The sequence below is a fragment of the Agromyces sp. NSFZ genome (assembly GCF_056156205.1).
The window spans coordinates 647744-661346 of record NZ_CM149585.1 but is presented as its reverse complement, the minus strand read 5'-3'; the positions used below and the strand labels follow the sequence as shown (position 1 = coordinate 661346).

The window sequence follows — 13603 nt, the reverse complement described above, 5'->3', positions numbered from 1 at the left end:
ACCCGTGGTCAGTGCTGGAACTGCTCTTCCTCGGTCGATCCGACGAGTGCGAGGGTGGCGCTGTTGGGGTTCAGCGCGGTGGCGATCTGGTCGAAGTACCCGGTGCCGACCTCGCGCTGGTGGCGCGTGGCGGTGTAGCCGGATGCCTCCGAGGCGAATTCCGCCTCCTGGAGCTCGACATAGGCCGACATGTGACGCTCGCTGTAGTCCTTCGCGAGCGTGAACATGCCGTGGTTCAGGGAGTGGAAGCCCGCGAGGGTGATGAACTGGAACGCGTAGCCCATCGACGCGAGCTCGCGCTGGAACTTCGCGATCTGGTCGTCGTCGAGGTGGCGCTTCCAGTTGAACGAGGGCGAGCAGTTGTACGAGAGGCGCTTGCCCGGGAACTTCGCGTGCACGGCCTCGGCGAACCGGCGTGCGAGATCGAGGTCTGGCTCGGCCGACTCCACCCACAGCAGGTCGGCGTACTCGGCGTACGCGAGGCCGCGGGCGATGACCGGCTCGATGCCGTTCTGCACGTTGTAGAAGCCCTCGGCGGTGCGCTCGCCGGTGACGAACGGCTTGTCGCGCTCGTCGTGGTCGCTCGTGAGCAGCGTCGCGGCGAGGGCGTCGGTGCGCGCGATGATGATCGACGGCACGCCCGCGACATCCGCCGCCAGACGCGCCGCATTGATGGTGCGGATGTGCTGGCCCGTGGGGATCAGCACCTTGCCGCCCATGTGTCCGCACTTCTTCTCGCTGGCGAGCTGGTCCTCCCAGTGCACGCCCGCCGCACCGGCCTCGATCATCTGGCCCATGAGCTCGTAGGCGTTCAGGGGGCCGCCGAAGCCGGCCTCGGCGTCGGCGACGATGGGCGCCATCCAGTCGCGGTCGTCGGCGCCCTGCTCGATCTGGCCGGCCCGCAGCAGCGCGTTGTTGATGCGCCGCACGACGGCGGGAACCGAGTTCGCCGGGTACAGCGACTGGTCTGGGTAGGTCTGGCCCGAGAGGTTCGCGTCGGCGGCGACCTGCCAGCCCGAGAGGTAGATGGCCTTCAGGCCGGCGCGCACCTGCTGCACGGCCTGGTTGCCGGTGAGGGCGCCGAGCGCGGCCGACCACTCGGGGTCCTCCATACGCTCGAACGCGTTGCCGGTGTTCTTCTGGATGTCCTCCCAGAGCTTCTCGGCCCCGCGCTTGGCGAGCGTGCGCTCCTCGCGAACCGGGCCGCGGAGGGCGATGACGTCCTCGGCCGTGTAGTCACGGCGGACGCCTTCCCAACGCGGGTTGGCGTCCCACTCGAGCTGCAGCTCGGCAGCGGTCTGGGTCTGGTCGCCGGGGCGGTTCGTGCTCATCGTGGTGCTCCTTGTCTGGGTCCCCTGAGCCTGTCGAAGGGGATGCGTCGGTCGTCGGTCGGCCCTTCGACAAGCTCAGGGACCGGCCTGTGACTTCCATGCTGCGGGCCGTGGAACACCGCCACCCGACGATTCGGGGGGTGAACTTTCCCCGTATTTCTGCTCGGCAGAAAGACGCGCCGCTCAGGCGGACGCGTCCCCGGCTCGCACGAGGCCCGACTCGTAGGCGGCGACGACCGCCTGCACCCGATCCCGCAGGCCGAGCTTGGCGAGGAGCCTCGTCACGTGCGCCTTGACCGTGGCCTCGCTGAGGTAGAGCCGACGCCCGATCTCGAGGTTCGAGTGCCCCCGCGCGATGAGGAGCCACACCTCCCGTTCGCGTGGAGTGAGGTCGGCGGCAGGGTCGGGTCCCGCCTCGCGGGGAGGCGGCGCTGCGAGGTACCGCTCGATGAGGCGTCGGGTGAGCGCCGGTGCCAGCAGCGCCTCGCCGCGCGCGACCGTGCGCACTCCGTCGACGAGACGGTCGGGCGAGGCGTCCTTGAGGAGGAAGCCCGATGCCCCGACGCGCAGGGCGCGGTAGACGTACTCGTCGAGGTCGAACGTGGTGAGCACGAGCACGCGAGGCGCGTCGGCCTGCTCACGCACGCGTCGGGTGGCCTCGATGCCGTCCATGCCGGGCATCCGGATGTCCATCAGCACGACGTCGGGCCGGAGGCGCTGCGCCTCGGCCACGGCGGACGCTCCGTCGCCCGCCTCCCCCACGACGTCCAGCTCGGCCGCCTCGAGCAGACCCACGATGCCGGATCGCACGAGCGCGTGGTCGTCGGCGACGAGCACGCGGGGCCGGTCGCCGCTCATGCGTCCGCCAACGGCAGCGTTGCGTGCACGCGCCATCCGCCGTCGGACGTGGGCCCGGCCTCGAAGGCGCCGCCGTAGATGCGCACCCGCTCGGCCATTCCCGGAAGTCCCCGCCCGCTGCCGCGGGGCGCCGCGTGTTCCGCGTCCGCCGGCGGCCCGTTCACGACCTCGACCCGCACCTGGTGACCGATGACGTCCACGTCGACGCGCACGTCGGCGCCCGACGCGTGCTTCCGCGCGTTGGTGAGGGATTCCTGCACGATGCGGTACACGGCGAGCGCGTGCCCGTCGGGCAGGTCGCGCGTCGCCTCGCCCACATGGAGACCGCACGCGTGGCCCGCCTCCTCGGTCTCGTGCAGGAGGTCGGGCAGCCGGTCGAGCCCGGGCTGCGGCGCGTACTCGGCGTCGTCCTGGCGGAGCACCCCGAGCAGGTGCCGCATCTCGTCGAGCGCCTCCTGTGCGGTCCGGCGGGTGAGCACCAGGTGCCGCCGCGCGCGCTCGACGTCGCGGTCGAGGAACTGCTCGGCGGCACCCGCCTGCAGCGCCACGACCGAAACGGCGTGCGCGACGATGTCGTGCAGTTCGCGCGCGATCCGCGCCCGTTCGGAGGCGACGGCGTCTTCGGCGAGACGGTCGGAGCTCTCCCGTGCCCGCTGGAGCGTGACCGCGCGGTGACGCACGATGCGCCCGGCCGTCCACGTGGCGCCGACGAAGAAGACCAGGAAGATCGCGCCCGTCGTCTCGATGCCGGGGTCGCCGAAGTAGCCGAAGCCGTGTGCGACGAGCATGGCGACGACCGGCACCAGTCCGAGCAGTGCCGCGAGCCACCAGCGAGGGATGCGCTCCGCGACCGTGTACGTCGCGACGAGGAGGCTCGGGAACGGGTTGAACGTGGCATCCGGTCCGCTGAGCGCTGCGTGCGCGAGGAACGCCCCGGCGACGACGAGCATGACGACCGCGGGCAGCCGCCGGCGCACGATGAGCGGAAGCGAGACGGCGAGCGCGAACGCGAGTTGGGCGGCCAGGTTGGCCGACGGCACCAGCAACGCCTCGAGCACCGCCCAGAGCGCGATGCCGCTCGCGATGGCGAGATCCACCGGCGAGGTCCATTCCCGCCAGGCAGACCGCAGGCGCGGGGACGGTCGCGGGTCCGCGGCCGCACCCGGCGGCGCTCCAGCGAGATCCCGGTTCAGCATCACCCGATCGTAAGCAGGGCGTGGCGCTCGGCGATAGCGACGAAGGTCGACATTCCGCAGCACCCTCGGTCGAGGCATCCGCCGACCCGGGACGGATGCCCCTGGCGCCCCGCCTTCCTAGCGTCGAAGCATCCGGCCGCAGCGTGCGATGCCGGATCACCACCTTCGAGAAAGGCACCACGTGAACCCCGCAACCACGACCGGATCGACGCTCGAGGCGCCGCAGCGTCCCACCGGTTCCGCCCGAACCGTCCCCTCCCCCCGCGACGGCCGCATCATCGGCCGGGTCGGCTTCCGCCTGGCCGGCATCGCGGCGGCCGGCGCCGGCGTGCTCTCGATCGTCATGGGCGTCACGCAGGTCCTGTTCCCGCAGGACGAGGACCCCGCGATCGACCCGCGCACGCGGATACTCCTCGGCATGTTCACCGTGATCCTGTGGGCGCTCGCCGTCGTCTACCTGGCGCTCGCCCGTCACGCCCGTGGCAGCTGGGGCGCGGTCGTCGCCGCCGGCGGCACCGTGCTGCTCACCGTCGGCACGATCACGAGCGCGGTGAACGGCATCGACCTCGAGTTCTTCCCGGTCGTCGCGATGGCGGCGAACGCCGCGTGGCTCGTCGGCGGCATCGGGCTCATGGTCTCGCTGATCCGGGCGAAGCGCGTGAGCCTCTGGCTCGCGATCCCCCTCCCGCTGCTCCAGGTCTGTCTGATCTTCTTGTCCCAGTCGGGTGGCGGAGTGCCCGCCGGGGCCTACCTCGTGGTGCTCGGCGGCGTCCTCCTGGCGGGCCGCATCGACAGCCGCGCACAGCGACGCGCGAGGGCCTGAGACGACGCGACGGATGCCGCGGCTGCGGCCGCGACATCCGTCGTCGTCTGCCGTCCGCCGTGATCAGGCCGCCGCCGGACGTGCCGGCTGCACCTCCTCGATCACGCTCGTGTGCTCGGGAACCCAGCCCAGCGAGCGCGCCTTCTCGCCGCGGGCGCGCTCGTCCAGGAGGAGCGCGTCGGCGAACGCGGCGCCGAACCGCGCCCGCGTCGCCTCGACCGACTCGGCGAGGACGCCCGCCGGCCCGGCCACCGCCTCGGCGATCGCCCGCACGCTCGTCGGGTTGCCGTCGGAGCCGATCAGGCGACCGAGCGGCTCGGGGTGCTCGACCGCCAGCACGTAGAGCCGGGCGAGATCGTCGGCGTGCACCCAGGTCCAGTGCTGCTCGCCATCGCCGATGAGCGTGAGCGCACCGTCGGCCGTTCGAGGGCCGTCGGCGATGAGGCCGAGCACCCCCCGGTCGTGGCCGTAGACGACGCCGGGCGTGACGATCGTGGCCGACACGTCCGACGCGAGCAGTCGCTCCTCGAGCGGCAGGCGCCAGGCCATGAGCTGCGGCGCATCGGGTGCGTCGTCCTCTCGGATGTCCCGGCCCTCGCCGTAGATCCAGAGCCCGCTCGTGAGCACGAACCGCTTCGCGGTTCCCGCGAACGCGCCGATGACGGTGTCGATGACCGACGCGTTGAACTCGGCCGCGCCCTCGGCGGGCGCGGCCGTGTGGATGGCGGCGTCGACGTCGGCGAGCGCCGAGGCGAGCCATGCCGCAGCCGTGAGGTCGCCGACGGCGGGTCGTGCGCCACGAGCTGCGACGGCGGCGGCGGCTTCGTCGTTCCGCACGGCGGCGACGACGTGGTGCCCGGCGCCGATGAGGCGTTCGAGCACGGCTGATCCGATGTGACCGGTTCCCCCGGTGAGCAGAATTCGCATGGACAACACGGTATGTTTTGGATACTGGTTACTTCAACGGAAGTTCCCCCGACGAAACCGAGGAGCGCCCATGCCGACGGCGACGGCCACCCTGACGCGGCAACTCCCGAAGCTGCGCACGGCTGCGAACCCTGCCTCGGGCCCCGCTGCGGGCGCCGAGCCATGCGACATCGCCGACATCGACGTGCTCGACCCGAACTGCCCGAGCCGCATCGCCTTCGGCCGCATCGGCGAGCGCTGGACGATGTTCGTGATCCTCGCCCTCTCGAACGGCCCGATGCGCTTCACGCAGCTGAAGACCCGGGTCGGCGTGGTCACCCCGAAGGTGCTCACCGAGACGCTGCGCGCGCTCGAACGCGACGGGCTCGTCTCTCGGGCCGCCTTCCGCGAGTCGCCGCCACGCGTCGAGTACGCACTGACCCCGCTCGGCGTCTCGCTCCTCGAGCCCATCCAGGCGATGCGCGAGTGGGCCGAACTGCACGTGCCCGAGCTCCTCGCGTGCCGGGAACGCGCCGACGCGGCATCCGACGACTGAACCCCGGCAGCGGGCATGCGGATGCCCCGCCCGCGCGTGCGGGCGGGGCATCCGGGTTCCACTCAGCTCGTGTGGCGCTCGGCCGCGTGCTTCGCGTCCGATGACACGGTGGACGCCGCGTCGGCCCCCTCGGCCTTGACGGTGTCGACCGCCTCGGTCGCACGGCTCTTCACGGCGTCGACCGCCTCGCGGGCCGGTTCACGGAGGTGGTCGGCGGATTCCATCGCCACGTCCTTCGCCTCGTCGACGAGTGGCGCGGCGGCCTGCTTCACCTTCTCGGCGGCCTCCTGCTCCTTGCGGGACGCCGGGATGAGCGACGCCGCGAGCAGGCCGACGCCGAAGGCGATGAGGCCGGCGGCGACCGGGTTGCCCTCGGTTCCGCGCACCACCTTGCGGGGCGCTTCGGCCACCGCCTCGCCGGCGTGCCCGACAGCGCTCTGGGTCGAGTCCGCGACGTCGCTCGCCGTGCCCATCACGCGGTCGGTGAGTCGAGCGAAGGCCCGCTTCACCTTGTCGGTCTGCCGCTGTGCGGCCTTGGCCGGGTTCACCTTGTCGGCGAGCGCATCGACGTCCTGGCCGAGCTCACGCCGCGTCCGCTCGATGTCGTCGCGGATCACATCTGGGTCGGTCATCGGTTCTCCTCATTCCTCTTCAGTGCTTCCGGGATCTTCTTCACGCTCTCGACGGTGTCGGGCATGCCGCGCACCTCGTCGAACTCCTTCTTGCCGACGATGAAGAGCACGACGGCGACGATCGCCCAGATGGCGGCGACGAGCACCGCCGACCAGGCGTTGCCCATGACGTACCCGAGTGCCCACCAGAGGGCGATCGAGAGGAAGAGCAGCGTGAACCAGCCGGCGACGCCGGCGCCGCCGTACATCCCCGCCCCCTTGCCGGCCCGCGTCGCGGACTGGCGGATCTCGGCCTTCGCGAGCTCGACCTCCTGACGCATGAGCGTCGAGACGTCACGGCTCACCTCGGCGAGCAGGTCGCCGAGCGACGTGTTCGCCGCCTGCCGCTCCGACGGAGTCGGCAGGTCCTCGGCATGGCGGGGCGCGCCGAGCGTGGGATCGCTGGTCATCAGAACCCGCCTCTCCGGTCGTCGGGCGACCAGGTGTCCTCGACGATCGGCGTCTCGGTGTACAGGTCCGGGTCGGTCCCGGCGGTCGGGTCCGTCCAGGCGGTCGCGCCGGCCGTGCCGGTCGCGCCGACGGTGCCCGTCGCGCCCGCACCCACCGGGGTGCCGAGGCCCGTGGCCTCAGCCGGCGTCAGGTCGGGCGCGACGGTGGTCGGGCGCGTGCCCCTGGTGGTGGGAGTGCCGTAGGCCGTGGCATCCTCGTCGTCGTCCGGCGTGAGGAGCGCTCGGCCGAGTCGCCCCACGACCACGCCGGCACCGAGGGCGACGGCGAGGAACACGCCCGGACGTCGACGCGCGAACGTCTTCACCTCGAGGAGGAGAGAACCCGGGTCCCGCTGGTCGAGCCAGGAGGCGACCCGATCGACACGGTCGCCGGCCTCGCGAACGAGATCGCCGGCCATGCCGGGCTGGTCGGATCGATCGGCCATGCTCGAGAGCTGTCCGCTGACGCCGTGGAGCCCGCTCGCGACGCGCGCCTGCTGCGTGGCGGCCTGCGATCGCAGCTCCTCGCGAGCTTCGTGAGCGAGGCGGCGAGCCTGCCGCTTGGTCTCAGAGGCGACCGCCTTGGTCTCGCCCTTCGCGACGCCGGCGACGCGGCGGCCCTCTTCACCGGCTTCGTGCGCCAGTGACTTGGCCTCGTCCTTCACGGGAGGGTGCGTGCCGCCCGTCGTGCCGTAGGTGCTGCCCGTGCCGGTCGTGCCGGTGTACGTGTCGCCGGTGCCGGTCGTGCCGGTGTACGTGTCGCCTGTGCCGGTCGTGCCGTACGTGTCTCGGGCACCCGTCGTTCCACCGTACGTGTCGCCCGAGGCGCCGGGCAGTCCAGATGGTGTGCTGTTCGTCATCTCGTGGACTCGCTTCCTATCGTGGTCCGTGCAGGGGCGCCGAAGCGCCCCGCGGAGCCCCTACGGTAGGCACGGTGATGCCGCCCCGAGTAGGGACTTGCGGGCTGGCGAAGCGTGGCGTATAACCGCGAGCGCGAGGCGCCCGCGCGGCCGACATATGGCGTCGATTCCTTGGGCGCCGCATTCTGACGCCGGGATCGCGAGGGGTCAACCGCCTTCACGCCTTCGCATGCGGCATCTCGCTTCGATGCGTTGGAGGGGGACCGATGCGCTACGGATACAAGCTCTCGTCGGAGGGCTTCGGTCCCATCGAACTGGTGCGACAGGCGAAGCTCGCCGAGGCATCCGGATTCGACTTCGTCGACCTCAGCGACCATTACCATCCCCGGCTCGACTCGCAGGGGCATTCGCCGTTCGCCTGGACCGTGCTCGGCGCGATCGCCGCGAGCACCGGGACGATCGGGCTCGTGACGGGGGTGACCTGCCCCACGATCAGGTACCACCCGGCGATCATCGCCCAGGCGGCCGCGGGCCGGATGCCGCGAAGCTCGCCGCCGAGCTCGGCGACGGCCTGTTCGGCACCGAGCCGAAGGCCGAGCTGTTCGGGGCCCATCACGGCGCGGGCGGGGACGGTCCCGCGTACGGCGAGGTCGGACTCGCCTGGGCCGAGGACGAGGCATCCGCCATCGACGCGGCGTTCGAGTCGAGCCGATGGTCGCTGACCGGCTGGAAGGTGATGAGCGAACTGCCCAACCCCGTCAACTTCGAGGCCTCCGCGGCGTTCGTGCGCAAGGAGGACGTCGCGGCGCAGATGCCGTGCGGGCCCGACACGGCCAGGCACCTGGGCGCCATCCGCGAGTACCAGGACGTCGGCTACGACCACGTCGTGCTCGCGAACAACGGACCCGACCCCGACGGCTTCATGGACTTCTTCGCCCGAGAGCTGAAGCCCGCGCTCGAACGCTGATCCTCGGAACTTCGGGGTTCCTTCACCGCGCCGGGCACGAGTCCACGGCAATCTCGGGCCTCGGATGCCGCAGCTCGCAGAACTTTCGCAGTTCTTCGGTTTGCGGCATCCACTCGCCCGTGTGACCATCGAAACATGGTCATCGCGGATCCGATCACTCGCACGACGCTCGGCGCCGTCGTCGGCGAGCCCGCCGGCGACGCCGACGAGGTCGACGCCCTCACGCTCGGCCGGCGCATCCGCGAGCGCCGCACGGCCGTCGGCATGACCCTCGGCGAGCTCGCCGCCGCCATCGACCGCGCCCCGTCGCAGGTCTCGGCCATCGAGAACGGCAAGCGCGAGCCGCGCCTCTCGATGCTCCGCACCATCGCGCTCGCACTCGGCACCACCGTCGACGATCTGCTGCGAGCGGATGCCCCGTCGGAACGCGCCGCCCTCGAGATCGCGGTCGAGCGCGCGCAGCGAGGCCCGGTCTTCGCCGCGCTCGGACTCGAGCCGTTCCGCGTCGCGCGGGGCATGAGCGACCAGACGCTGCAGACGATCCTCGCCCTGCACCACGAGATCGACCGCCTGCATCGCGAACGCGCGGCGACGCCCGAGGAGGCGCGTCGCGCGAACGCGGAGCTCCGTGCCGAGATGCGCGCCCGTGACAACTTCTACCCCGAACTCGAGGCGAAGGCCGCCGAGCTGCTCGAGGCCGTCGGTCACACAGGGGGCCCGGTCTCGCACCAGCTCGTGGCCGACATGGCCTCGCACCTCGGCTTCTCGCTGCACTACGTCGGCGACCTGCCGCACTCGACGCGAACCGTGACCGACAAGCTCAACGGACGCCTCTACCTGCCGACCCAGAACTCGCCGTCGCGCGACTCGCGCTCCCCCATCCTGCAGGCGCTCTCGTCGCACGTGCTCGGGCATGAGGAACCGCGCAACTACGGCGACTTCCTGCGCCAGCGCGTCGAGACGAACTACCTCACCGCCGCGATCCTGCTTCCCGAGCAGGCCGCCGTGCGCTACCTCACCGAGGCGAAGAACCTGCGCCGCATCTCCATGGAGGAGCTCCGCGACCACTTCGCGGTGTCGTACGAGACCGCCGCGCACCGGTTCACCAACCTGGCGACGGCGCGGCTCGACATCCCCGTGCACTTCATGAAGGTGCACGAGTCCGGCACCATCATCAAGGCGTACGAGAACGACAGGGTGCGCTTCCCGAGCGACGCGCTCGGCGCGGTCGAGGGCACGACGGTGTGCCGGCAGTGGACGGCGCGCACGGTGTTCGACGCCGAGGACCGGTTCTCGCCGTACTCGCAGTACACCGACACGTCGACGGGCACGTTCTGGTGCACCGCGCGCATCGAGAAGGCCAAGGAGGGCGAGTACTCGGTCTCGGTGGGCGTGCCGTTCGAGCACGTGAAGTGGTTCCGAGGACGTGAGACGACGCGGCGCTCGGTGTCGCGCTGCCCCGACGAGTCGTGCTGCCGCCGTGCGCCCGACGAGCTGTCGCAGAAGTGGGCGGATGCCTCGTGGCCGGCCGCGCGCACGCCGACGTCGCTGCTCGCGGCGCTGCCCACGGGCACGTTCCCGGGTGTCGACCAGACCGAGGTGTACCAATTCCTCGAGGCGCACGCGCCACGCTGACCCGCCTCTGCGCCACTTCGGCGCCCTGCGCGCCGCTTCAACTGGCGCAGTGCGTGCCCAACTGGCGCGGACGGCGACGACTCCGGCCCCCGGGCAACGCGTCCGGGAGCGCACGGATGTCGAGACAGCGCGCGGCTGGCGCCGGCCGCGCTCCGCGCGCGAGGATGGAACGACACGACCGCGTCAGGGGAGCACCGCTGTGGGAACCACCGTCTTCGAACGGCGCCGGCCGCCGGCATCCGTCGTCGAGCACTCGCTCGCCGGCACCGAGCAGCGGGTGTTCTGGCTCGACGACCTCGCCGACGAGACGAAGCGCGCGCGTCCCCCGCTCACCGGCGAGCGCGTCGCCGACCTGGCGATCGTGGGCGGCGGCTACACCGGCCTGTGGACGGCCGTGCTCGAGAAGCGCCGCAACCCCGACGCGCTCGTCGTGCTCCTCGAGGCGAAGACGATCGGCTGGGCGGCATCCGGACGCAACGGCGGCTTCTGCGAGGCGAGCCTGACGCACGGCCGCGAGAACGGCCTCTCGCGCTGGCCCGACGAGATGGACACGCTCGACCGGCTCGGCATGGAGAACCTCGACGCGATCGAGGCATCCGAGTCCGAGTACGGCATGGACTTCGAGTTCGAACGCAACGGTTCGCTGAGTCTCGCGGTCGAACCGCACCAGGTCGAGTGGCTGCACGAGCAGCTGGCGGATGCCGCGGCGCGAGGCGATGACTCCGTGCGGTTCCTCGACGAGGCCGAGGTGCGCGCCGAGGTCGACTCGCCCACGTACCTCGCCGCCGCGTGGGAGACGCGCACGAGCGCGCTCCTGCATCCGGCGAAGCTCGCCGCCGAGCTCGCGCGCGTCGCCGAGGAGTTCGGTGTCGAGATCCACGAGGGATCCCGCGTGCGCCGCATCGACACGCCCGGTTCGACCGGCGCCGTCACGCTCCTCACCGAGGGCGGGCGAGTACTCGCCCAGCGGGCGGTGCTCGCCACGAACGTGTTCCCGAGCCTCCTGAAGCGCAACCGCCTCATGACGGTGCCCGTGTACGACTACGCCCTCATGACGGAACCGCTCTCCGAGGAGCAGCTGCGTGCCATCGGCTGGTCGAACCGGCAGGGCCTCGGCGATCTCGCGAACCAGTTCCACTACTACCGGCTCTCGCGCGACAACCGCATCCTCTTCGGCGGCTACGACGCCGTCTACCACTACGGCCGCCGGGTGCGCGCCGAGTACGAGCGCCGGCCCGAGTCGTTCGAACGGCTCGCGAGCCACTTCTTCACGACGTTCCCGCAGCTCGAGGGCCTGCGGTTCACGCACCGGTGGGCGGGCGCCATCGACACGAGCACGCGGTTCTGCGCGTTCTTCGGCACAGCCCGTGAAGGTCGGGTCGCGTACGCGTCGGGCTTCACGGGCCTCGGCGTCGCCGCGACCCGCTTCGCCGCCGAGGTCATGCTCGACCGGCTCGAGCGGCGCGACAACGAGCGCACGCGCCTGCGCATGGTGCGCGAGCGCCCGCTGCCGTTCCCGCCCGAACCGGCGGCGGCCATCGGCATCAACGCCACGCGTTGGTCGCTCGACCGCGCGGACCATGAACAGGGGAGGCGCAACATGCTCCTGAAGACCCTCGACGCGCTCGGATTGGGGTTCGACTCATGAGCGACGCACCTCGCCTGCACCCGGGCGTCAACACGGATGCCGCGACCCTGCCCCTCGAGCATGTCGCGGTCGAACCCGAGCAGGTCGTCGCGGGAACGCCGACGACCGGCCACCTGGTGCTCGACGAGTCCGACGGCCGCACGGTGGGCGTGTGGGAGATGTCGGTCGGCGCCATGCGCGACGTGGAGGCCGACGAGGTGTTCGTCGTGCTCGCGGGTGCCGCGACCGTGGAGTTCGAGCATCCGGTGGCCGACCCGATCATCCTCGCGCCAGGCTCGGTCGTGCGCCTCGAGTCGGGCATGCGCACGGTGTGGACCGTGCGTAGGACGCTTCGCAAGGTGTACGTGTCGCCATGACGCTCACATGACGCTCGTGACGCTCTCGTGACTCCCGCAGCCGGGCCCGCCGTCGTCGCGGTCGCCCGCGACGAGGCGCACCGTTTCTCGAAACCGCTGCGGGACGACATCACGCTGATCGCGGGTCACGGCGTCGAGGGCGACGCGCACGCCGGGCCGACCATGATCCGGCGGGTCCGCTACAAGCCGACCGAGACGCTGCCCAACCTGCGCCAGGTGCATCTCATCCAGCGCGAGCTCTTCGACGATCTCGCGGCCGACGGCTTCGACGTCACGCCCGGCGACCTCGGCGAGAACATCACCACCATGGGCGTCGACCTCCTGGCCCTGCCTCGGGGCACGCGCATCCGGCTGGGCGACGAGGCCGAGGTGGAGCTGACCGGACTGCGCAACCCGTGCAAGCAGCTCGATGCCTGGCATCCGGGGCTCATGAAGCGCCTCATACGCCGCAGGAACGGCGTGGTCGAGCGGCTCGCCGGCGTCATGGCGATCGTCGTGCGCGACGGCCGCGTGCGTCCCGGCGACGAGCTGACCGTCACCGTGCCGCCCGAGCCGCACGAACCGCTCGAACGGGTCTGAACGTCGTCAGGCGACGGATGCCTCATCCGCCGCGCCGCCCGCCGTCCGGGCGTCGGACGGGTCGATGGGATCGATGCGGAACGTCAGCCGGAAACGTGCCAGCAGCGCGCTGCCCCCGTCGAGGATGGCGACGCCGGCGGGAGCTCCCTTCACCGAGACGGCCCCGCGTACGCCCGCGACGAGGTCGCGGAACCCCGGCGGCGAGACGGCGAGCTCGAGCACGGCCTCGCGTGCGACGTCGGGGAGGGCGCGGCGAGGTTGCGGGAGGGCACCGGGCCCGACGGGAGCGATGTCGAGCGCTCGCCCGGAGACGATCGCCGAGACCGAGACCCCGGCGACGTGCAGCACGTACTCGGTCGCGGGCATGCCGACTGCGGCATCCGGCCGGAATGCGGCCCGCAGCGCCGCGGCGATCGCGTCGTGCGTGACCTGCTCGCCTTCGGCGGCGTCGCCGAGCACCGACCAGCCCCAACGCTCGAGTGCGTCGATCACGGGAGCGAGCTCGCGGCCGAGGGGGGTGAGCTCGTATCCGCCGCGCACGGTGGGCACGCGCCGCAGCACGCCGGCCTCCTGCAACTCCTTGAGCCGGTCGCTCAGGATGTTGGTGGGTATGCGCGACAGACCGGACTTCAGGTCGCTGTAGCGGCGGGGGCCGGCGAGCAGGTCGCGAACGATGAGCAGCGCCCATCGTTCGCCGACCCGCTCGAGCGCCCGAGCCGTACCGCTGTACTGCCCGAAGCCGCGTGCTGCGCGCGTGGCCATGCGGAC

The 13603-nt window shown here is 71.7% G+C and carries 16 protein-coding genes; 8 read left to right on the top strand and 8 right to left on the bottom strand.

What is annotated here, in order from left to right:
* Positions 1 to 8: 8 nt before the first annotated feature.
* From aceA to ACVFI9_RS03165, 3 genes are all read right to left on the bottom strand, one after another.
* Positions 9 to 1331 carry an isocitrate lyase gene (aceA, locus tag ACVFI9_RS03175; protein ID WP_474764595.1) on the bottom strand — a complete coding sequence of 441 codons (1323 nt, stop codon included), beginning with the start codon at positions 1329 to 1331 and terminating at the stop codon, positions 9 to 11.
* A 183-nt stretch (positions 1332 to 1514) separates the two neighbouring features.
* Positions 1515 to 2189 carry a response regulator gene (locus ACVFI9_RS03170; RefSeq protein ID WP_474764594.1) on the bottom strand — a complete coding sequence of 225 codons (675 nt, stop codon included), beginning with the start codon at positions 2187 to 2189 and terminating at the stop codon, positions 1515 to 1517.
* Positions 2186 to 3286 (bottom strand): sensor histidine kinase, encoded by a 1101-nt coding sequence (locus ACVFI9_RS03165; protein ID WP_474764593.1) that lies wholly within the window; start codon positions 3284 to 3286, stop codon positions 2186 to 2188. Before ACVFI9_RS03165 ends, ACVFI9_RS03170 begins: the two co-directional genes overlap by 4 nt.
* 280 nt (positions 3287 to 3566) lie before the next feature.
* On the opposite strand from ACVFI9_RS03165, the gene ACVFI9_RS03160 reads away from it, so the two are divergent.
* Entirely contained in the window at positions 3567 to 4208 is a 642-nt protein-coding gene (locus ACVFI9_RS03160; protein WP_474764592.1) for a hypothetical protein, read from the top strand.
* 63 nt (positions 4209 to 4271) lie between these two features.
* Here the strand turns inward: ACVFI9_RS03160 and ACVFI9_RS03155 are convergent, their stop codons facing one another.
* Entirely contained in the window at positions 4272 to 5135 is an 864-nt protein-coding gene (locus tag ACVFI9_RS03155; protein ID WP_474764591.1) for an NAD-dependent epimerase/dehydratase family protein, read from the bottom strand.
* A 70-nt stretch (positions 5136 to 5205) separates the two neighbouring features.
* Between ACVFI9_RS03155 and ACVFI9_RS03150 the strand changes: the two genes are divergently transcribed.
* Positions 5206 to 5670 carry a winged helix-turn-helix transcriptional regulator gene (locus ACVFI9_RS03150; protein ID WP_474764590.1) on the top strand — a complete coding sequence of 155 codons (465 nt, stop codon included), beginning with the start codon at positions 5206 to 5208 and terminating at the stop codon, positions 5668 to 5670.
* A 62-nt stretch (positions 5671 to 5732) separates the two neighbouring features.
* Here ACVFI9_RS03150 and ACVFI9_RS03145 read toward each other — a convergent pair whose 3' ends face one another.
* Genes ACVFI9_RS03145 through ACVFI9_RS03135 form a run of 3 tightly spaced genes read right to left on the bottom strand, consistent with a single transcriptional unit; the run spans position 5733 to position 7650 of the window.
* Complete coding sequence (locus ACVFI9_RS03145; protein WP_474764589.1) at positions 5733 to 6302, bottom strand: DUF3618 domain-containing protein; 570 nt, start codon at positions 6300 to 6302, stop codon at positions 5733 to 5735.
* Positions 6299 to 6751 carry a phage holin family protein gene (locus tag ACVFI9_RS03140; protein WP_474764588.1) on the bottom strand — a complete coding sequence of 151 codons (453 nt, stop codon included), beginning with the start codon at positions 6749 to 6751 and terminating at the stop codon, positions 6299 to 6301. Before ACVFI9_RS03140 ends, ACVFI9_RS03145 begins: the two co-directional genes overlap by 4 nt.
* Positions 6751 to 7650 (bottom strand): hypothetical protein, encoded by a 900-nt coding sequence (locus ACVFI9_RS03135; protein ID WP_474764587.1) that lies wholly within the window; start codon positions 7648 to 7650, stop codon positions 6751 to 6753. Before ACVFI9_RS03135 ends, ACVFI9_RS03140 begins: the two co-directional genes overlap by 1 nt.
* Positions 7651 to 7916: 266 nt before the next feature.
* Between ACVFI9_RS03135 and ACVFI9_RS03130 the strand changes: the two genes are divergently transcribed.
* The 6 genes from ACVFI9_RS03130 (at position 7917) to ACVFI9_RS03105 (ending at position 12835) form a co-directional block, all read left to right on the top strand.
* Positions 7917 to 8372: an LLM class flavin-dependent oxidoreductase gene (locus ACVFI9_RS03130; protein ID WP_474764586.1), complete on the top strand. Its 456-nt coding sequence runs from the start codon at positions 7917 to 7919 to the stop codon at positions 8370 to 8372.
* Between the two features lie 14 nt (positions 8373 to 8386).
* Complete coding sequence (locus tag ACVFI9_RS03125) at positions 8387 to 8617, top strand: hypothetical protein (protein ID WP_474764585.1); 231 nt, start codon at positions 8387 to 8389, stop codon at positions 8615 to 8617.
* Between the two features lie 135 nt (positions 8618 to 8752).
* The gene (locus ACVFI9_RS03120) at positions 8753 to 10252 is read left to right on the top strand and encodes a helix-turn-helix domain-containing protein (RefSeq protein WP_474764584.1); all 1500 of its coding nucleotides are present in this window, start codon (positions 8753 to 8755) and stop codon (positions 10250 to 10252) included.
* Positions 10253 to 10451: 199 nt separating this feature from the next.
* On the top strand, positions 10452 to 11900 hold the full coding sequence (locus ACVFI9_RS03115; RefSeq protein WP_474764583.1) for an NAD(P)/FAD-dependent oxidoreductase: 1449 nt from the start codon (positions 10452 to 10454) through the stop codon (positions 11898 to 11900).
* Positions 11897 to 12256 carry a cupin domain-containing protein gene (locus ACVFI9_RS03110; RefSeq protein WP_474764582.1) on the top strand — a complete coding sequence of 120 codons (360 nt, stop codon included), beginning with the start codon at positions 11897 to 11899 and terminating at the stop codon, positions 12254 to 12256. Before ACVFI9_RS03115 ends, ACVFI9_RS03110 begins: the two co-directional genes overlap by 4 nt.
* Before the next feature lie 27 nt (positions 12257 to 12283).
* Entirely contained in the window at positions 12284 to 12835 is a 552-nt protein-coding gene (locus ACVFI9_RS03105) for an MOSC domain-containing protein (protein WP_474764581.1), read from the top strand.
* Positions 12836 to 12841: 6 nt separating this feature from the next.
* Here ACVFI9_RS03105 and ACVFI9_RS03100 read toward each other — a convergent pair whose 3' ends face one another.
* Positions 12842 to 13597 carry a winged helix-turn-helix transcriptional regulator gene (locus ACVFI9_RS03100; RefSeq protein ID WP_474764580.1) on the bottom strand — a complete coding sequence of 252 codons (756 nt, stop codon included), beginning with the start codon at positions 13595 to 13597 and terminating at the stop codon, positions 12842 to 12844.
* Positions 13598 to 13603: the final 6 nt, after the last annotated feature.

Coding starts and splice junctions, on each gene's coding strand:
- ACVFI9_RS03140 (WP_474764588.1), bottom strand. CDS start 6,751: ATGACCAGCGATCCCACGCTCGGCGCGCCCCGCCATGCCGAGGACCTG.
- ACVFI9_RS03150 (WP_474764590.1), top strand. CDS start 5,206: ATGCCGACGGCGACGGCCACCCTGACGCGGCAACTCCCGAAGCTGCGC.
- ACVFI9_RS03110 (WP_474764582.1), top strand. CDS start 11,897: ATGAGCGACGCACCTCGCCTGCACCCGGGCGTCAACACGGATGCCGCG.
- aceA (WP_474764595.1), bottom strand. CDS start 1,331: ATGAGCACGAACCGCCCCGGCGACCAGACCCAGACCGCTGCCGAGCTG.
- ACVFI9_RS03170 (WP_474764594.1), bottom strand. CDS start 2,189: ATGAGCGGCGACCGGCCCCGCGTGCTCGTCGCCGACGACCACGCGCTC.
- ACVFI9_RS03120 (WP_474764584.1), top strand. CDS start 8,753: ATGGTCATCGCGGATCCGATCACTCGCACGACGCTCGGCGCCGTCGTC.
- ACVFI9_RS03130 (WP_474764586.1), top strand. CDS start 7,917: ATGCGCTACGGATACAAGCTCTCGTCGGAGGGCTTCGGTCCCATCGAA.
- ACVFI9_RS03100 (WP_474764580.1), bottom strand. CDS start 13,597: ATGGCCACGCGCGCAGCACGCGGCTTCGGGCAGTACAGCGGTACGGCT.
- ACVFI9_RS03125 (WP_474764585.1), top strand. CDS start 8,387: ATGAGCGAACTGCCCAACCCCGTCAACTTCGAGGCCTCCGCGGCGTTC.
- ACVFI9_RS03155 (WP_474764591.1), bottom strand. CDS start 5,135: ATGCGAATTCTGCTCACCGGGGGAACCGGTCACATCGGATCAGCCGTG.
- ACVFI9_RS03135 (WP_474764587.1), bottom strand. CDS start 7,650: ATGACGAACAGCACACCATCTGGACTGCCCGGCGCCTCGGGCGACACG.
- ACVFI9_RS03145 (WP_474764589.1), bottom strand. CDS start 6,302: ATGACCGACCCAGATGTGATCCGCGACGACATCGAGCGGACGCGGCGT.